Consider the following 5,405-nt stretch of genomic DNA (forward strand, 5'->3'; position numbering starts at 1 on the left):
TTCATGGCCACGCTCGACATCCAGATCGTCGCTTCCTCGCTGCGCGACATCGGCGGCGGTCTTTCCGCGAGCCAGGACGAGCTCTCGTGGGTGCAGACGGCCTACCTGATCGCCGAGATCATGGTGATTCCGATGTCGGGCTGGCTCTCGAAGGTGTTCTCCACGCGCTGGCTCTTCGTGGGCTCCGCGGTGGGCTTCACCGTGACGAGCATGCTGTGCGGCCTCGCCTGGGACATCAACTCGATGATCGTGTTTCGCGGCCTGCAAGGCGCGCTCGGCGCGGCGATGATCCCCACCGTGTTCACGACGGCCTTCGTGCTCTTTCCCGGCAAGCAGCGCATCGTCGCATCGACCACGATCGGCGCGCTCGCCTCGCTCGCGCCCACGCTCGGACCGGTGATAGGCGGCTGGATCACCGATCAATGGTCCTGGCACTGGCTCTTCTATCTGAACCTCGTGCCCGGCATCGCGGTGGCGGCGCTCGTGCCGAAGTACGTGAACATCGACAAGGCCGATCTCTCGCTGCTCAAGCGCGGCGATTATCTGGGCATCGCGCTCATGTGCGGCTTTCTCGGCTGCCTCGAATACGTGCTCGAAGAAGGGCCGCGCAAGAACTGGTTCGGCGACGACGTGATCGTCGCCTGCACCTGGATCTCGGCGATCTGCGGCTTCCTCTTCATCGTGCACGCGCTCACGGCGAAGGAACCCATCGTCGATCTGCGCGCGCTGCTCGTGCGCAACTTCGGCATTGGCAGCGTGCTCTCGTTCGTGACCGGTATCGGCATTTTCGTGGCCGTCTATCTCACGCCGCTCTTTCTCGCGGAAGTGCGCGGCTACAGTTCGCTGCAAATCGGCCTGTCGCTGCTTTCGGTGGGCGTGTTCCAGTTGCTCGCGCTCGGCGTGTACGCCTACGCCACGCGTTATTTCAGCATGCGCGCGCTGATGCTGTTCGGACTGTGCTGCTTCGGCCTGGGCTGCTATCTGTACGTGCCGCTCACGCACGACTGGGGCTGGCAGCAATTCCTGCTGCCGCAGGCGCTGCGTGGCGTGGGCCAGCAGTTCGCGATTCCGCCCATCGTCACGATGTCGCTCGGCTCGCTGCCGCCTTCGCGGCTCAAGTCGGCCAGCGGCTTGTTCAACCTGATGCGCAATCTGGGCGGCGCGATCGGCATTGCCGTGAGCGCGACGATGCTCAACGACCGGCTCAACTTCCACTATCTGCGCCTGAACGAGAGCGTGACCGAAGGCGTGCCGCAGGTGCAGTTGCTGCTCGCGGGGCGAACCGCGTACTGGCAGTCCGTTGCGGGCAATGCGCTCGACGCCGCCGAAGCAGGGCTTGCGCAATTGCATGCGCTGGTGCTGCGCGAGGCGCTCGTGATGACGTTCTCCGATACGTTCTTCATGCTCTCGCTTTGCTTCGTGGTTGCCATCGCCTGTGTGGCGTTCTCGCATCCGATCTCGATGGGTGGCCCGCCGCCCGACGCACATTAAGGTGTCCCATGCAAACCCCCGAACGTTCGCCGTTGCGAGCTAGCCGCCAGTCGAAACCTAGTCACCTCGTGCGCCTCGCGCTTTCGATGCTTTCCGCCGCCGTGCTGGCCGCGTGCGCGGTCCAGCCCGCACAGCACCCCGAGCTGGGCGCCACGGTGCAGGAAACGGCGCCGGGCGCGTGGCGCATCGACGCGCCGCAGAGCGCCATCGACGCGCGCGCCTGGTGGGCACAGTTCGGCGATCCGACGCTCGATGCGCTGCTCGCTACGGTGCTGGAGGGCAACCTCGACCTGCAGGCCGCCGCCGAGCGCGTGAAGCAGGCGCAATCGATCACCACGCAGAAGCACGCGGCGCTGCTGCCGCAACTCGACTTCACGGCACAAGGCGCTTATACGCGGCAGAACACGCCGCCGCCTCTTGGCTACGTGAAGGAGGCCGGCGCGGGCCTCGCGTTGAGCTGGTCACCCGACGTGTTCGGCGGCGAGCGGCTCGACCTGCTCGCGGCGCAGGCGAACCTCGTGGGCCAGCAGCACGCGCTGGATGCGGTGCGCCTCGCGCTCGCGGCGAATACGGCCTCGGCCTATGTCGATCTGCGTTGGGCTCAGGCCGAACTGAAAATTCTTCAGGACAACCTGGAGATTCGCAAACGCACGCTGCTGCTCACGCAGGACCGCCTGAAATACGGCCTCTCGACGCAACTCGACGTGGCGCGCGCGCAGACGCAGCTGAGCGAACTGCAAGCCCGCGTGCCGCGCGCGCAGGCGAGCATCGACCATCAGCTGAACCTGATTGCGGTGTACACGGGGCGCACGCCGGAGTCCGTGGCGCAGCTCGCGCTCGCGCAGTCCGCGCCCATTCCGGGCGTGCCCGCGAGCGTGCCGCAAATCCTGCCCTCGCAGGCGCTGTTGCGCCGCCCCGACGTGCTGGCCGCCTATGCCACGGTGCAGCAACGCGCGGCGGAAGTGGGCGTGGCGCGCGCGGAGCGCTATCCGAAGTTCACGCTCAACCTCACGAACGGCATCCTCGCTTCGTCGTACCTCGGCATGCCCACGCTCACCGACAATCTGTTCAGCGCGGTGATTGGTGCGACGAGCCCCATTTTCAACGCGGGCCGCATTACGGCCGATATCGACCAGAGCGAGAGCCGCATGCGCGAATCGCAGTTGAACCTGCAGCAGACCCTGCTGCAAGCGCTGCGCGAAGTGGAGGACAGTCGCAGCGATCTCGTGAGCACGGCGGGGCAGACGCAGCAGTTGAACGACGCGGTGGCCTCGTCGGCGCAATCGCTCAAGCTTGCCAACCAGCTCTACAAGGGCGGCGCCACCGACTTTCTCGACGTGCTGAGCGCGCAGCAAACCTGGCTCGCCGATCAGGACCTGCTCAACGACGCGCAACGTGAGCGTGCGCTCGCGGCGGTCGCGCTCTACCGCTCGCTTGGCGGCGGCTGGAGCCAGAACGGCGACGTGGTTCTCGCGCAGGACGCGCCCGCGCACGGCGGCTAGCCAGCATGCGCGCAGCCATGAACTCAGGTGTCCGAAGGAGATTCGCGAGCGACCGAGCGCCATTGCGCGGGCGTCATGCCCACGTGGCGCTTGAAGCCACGCTGGAACGCGGCGTCCGATTGGTAGCCCACGAATTCGCCGATCTCGGCCACGCTCTGGTTGCCTTGCGCGAGCATGCGGCCGGCCAGCGTCATGCGGATATCGGTGAGCACGTCGGCGGCCGAGCGTCCGATGGCTTCATCGAAGTGACGCGCGAAGGTCGCGCGCGACATGTGGCACAACTCGGCCAGCTCGGGCAGCGTCCAGGGTTTGCCAGGGGCTTCGAACATCGCGTCGATGGCCGGTTGCAGGCGCGGACGCTGCGCGAGCGCGAGCAAGCCGCGCGGCGGCGCGTCGCCGGCGCTCGCGTAGCGCAGCGTCAGCGCGAAGAGCGCGCCCGAAAGATGGTTCACGAGCGACTCGCTACCCGGCGCGGCCTCGTAGGCTTCGTCGCGCAGGAGCGCGATCAGGCGCACGAGCCGCTCGGGTGCAGCCGAGCCTTCGCGCGCGCTGTGCACGACGAGCCGCGCGGGCAGGTTGTCGCGCAGCAAATGCTGCGGGACCGCGGGCAGCAGGAAGCGGCCGCACAGCACGTCGGCGCTCGCGCCTGCGCCCGCGTTCGTTGCGACGGTGACGCCATTTGCCATGTGCGAATCGACAGCCGCGGGCGCCGTGCCGCTGCCGTCGTGCAGCACGTGCGCGCTGCCCGAAGGAAACAGCACGATGTCGCCCCCATGCAGTGCGACGGGCGCGCCGTGCGCGTCCTCGACGATCGCGCGGCCCGAGAGCAGCACGTGATAGCGGATCTCGCGCGCTTGCGCTCCGGGTTCGTCGATGCGCCACGGCGCGCCGAAATGGCAGCGCACGTCGAGGCGGCCGGTGACGGGCATCATTGCGAGGAGGCGGCTCAGCAGATCCATAATCGACGGGTGAGACGTTTGAGCATGAAATTACGCCATTCTGGCATTAAAAACGCAACGGTGCCCAATTAGACTGATTGCATGCCATCGACGATGGCTGCGCGACACACCCACTCGCGACACCGTAACGTTCAAGGAGCCGAACATGTCCCGTCTTTCCGCCATCAAGCCCGAAGCCGCCACTGGCGCCGCCGCCGAGATCTTCGCGAAGATCCGCAAGGCCGTGGGCAAGGTGCCCAATGCCTACGCCACTATCGGCACGCATAGCCCCGAAGCGCTGGGCGCGGTGCTCTCCGTCGAGGCCGTCATTGCCGCCGGCACGCTCTCGAAGCCCGACGTCGAAGCGATCAAGCTCGCGGTGAGCGAAGTGGCGGGCTGTGACTACTGTCTCGCCGCGCACACGCTGGCGGGCAAGTTCGCGGGCCTCGCGCCGGAAACGATGAAGGCGGTTCGCGCGGGCGAACCGAGCGGCGACGCGAAGCGCGACGCCCTCGTGCACTTCGTGCGTGAGCTGGTCACCACGCACGGCACGGTGCCCGAAGCGGAAGTGGCCGCGATCCGCGAAGCCGGTTATACGGAGCGGCAGATCGTCGAAATCGCGCTCACGGTGACGTCGATTACGTTCACGAATCTCGTGAACCGCATCAACGATACAACGCTGGATTTTCCGGCCGTGGCGTAAAGGTTTTACCAACGCTGCATGCGCTGTGCACGACATCAATTGTGCCAGCGCATGCAAGTGTATTTTTCACAAAAGCGTTTGAAAGTGTGCATATGCATACATAGAATGGGCAGTGCATACGGAACTTCGCTTTGCAGACACGTTGCTGAAAGGAGAAATGACGATGAGTACACGCGAGATCGTTCTGTGCCAGCCGGTGCGCACGGCAATTGGCGGTTTCAACGGCATGTTCAAGGGCGTTCCCGCCACCGAGCTTGGCGCGGCGGCGGTGCGCGAAACGCTCGCGCGCGCGAAGCTCGATCCGGCGCGGCTTGGCTCCGTGGTGCTCGGCAACGTGATCCAGGCGGGCAACAAGATGAACCCCGCGCGCCAGGCGGAACTGGGCGGCGGCGTGCCGGTGGCGGTGCCCGCGCTCACGGTCAATCGCGTGTGTGGGTCGGGCGCGCAGGCCATTGCGAGCGCCGCGCAGGAGGTAATGCTGGGTCTCGCCGACGTGGCGCTCGCCGGCGGCATGGAGAACATGGACCGCGCGCCGTATCTGCTCGATGGCGGCCGCTGGGGCTATCGCATGGGCAACGCCGAAATTCACGACAGCATGCTACGCGACGGTCTCGTCGACGCGTTCTCGGGCCAGCATTCGGGCTGGCACACCGAAGACCTCGTGACGCAGGTGGGGCTCACGCGTGCGGAGCAGGACGCCTGGGCCGTGCGTTCGCAGCAGCGCTTCGCGGCCGCGCAGGCTGCGGGCCGCTTCAAGGAAGAAATCGTCGC

At 66.5% G+C, this 5,405-nt stretch carries 5 protein-coding genes; 4 read left to right on the forward strand and 1 reads right to left on the reverse strand.

What is annotated here, in order from left to right; genetic code table 11:
* On the forward strand, positions 1-1,491 hold a 1,491-nt coding region (locus VMJ11_RS06735; protein ID WP_325618198.1), incomplete at its 5' end, for a DHA2 family efflux MFS transporter permease subunit.
* Positions 1,492-1,577: 86 nt separating this feature from the next.
* Positions 1,578-2,993: an efflux transporter outer membrane subunit gene (locus tag VMJ11_RS06740; RefSeq protein ID WP_414694316.1), complete on the forward strand. Its 1,416-nt coding sequence runs from the start codon at positions 1,578-1,580 to the stop codon at positions 2,991-2,993.
* 23 nt (positions 2,994-3,016) lie between these two features.
* Here VMJ11_RS06740 and VMJ11_RS06745 read toward each other — a convergent pair whose 3' ends face one another.
* Complete coding sequence (locus tag VMJ11_RS06745) at positions 3,017-3,952, reverse strand: AraC family transcriptional regulator (RefSeq protein ID WP_325618202.1); 936 nt, start codon at positions 3,950-3,952, stop codon at positions 3,017-3,019.
* A gap of 145 nt (positions 3,953-4,097) precedes the next feature.
* Here VMJ11_RS06745 and VMJ11_RS06750 point away from each other — a divergent pair, with 145 nt between their 5' ends.
* Both VMJ11_RS06750 and VMJ11_RS06755 read left to right on the forward strand, forming a co-directional pair.
* Positions 4,098-4,634: a carboxymuconolactone decarboxylase family protein gene (locus tag VMJ11_RS06750; protein ID WP_325618204.1), complete on the forward strand. Its 537-nt coding sequence runs from the start codon at positions 4,098-4,100 to the stop codon at positions 4,632-4,634.
* Between the two features lie 163 nt (positions 4,635-4,797).
* A partial coding sequence (locus tag VMJ11_RS06755; protein ID WP_325618206.1) for a beta-ketoacyl synthase N-terminal-like domain-containing protein occupies positions 4,798-5,405 on the forward strand: 608 nt, incomplete at its 3' end.

Origin of the sequence: Paraburkholderia sp. (assembly GCF_035501035.1) — a bacterium.
Classification (GTDB): domain Bacteria; phylum Pseudomonadota; class Gammaproteobacteria; order Burkholderiales; family Burkholderiaceae; genus Paraburkholderia.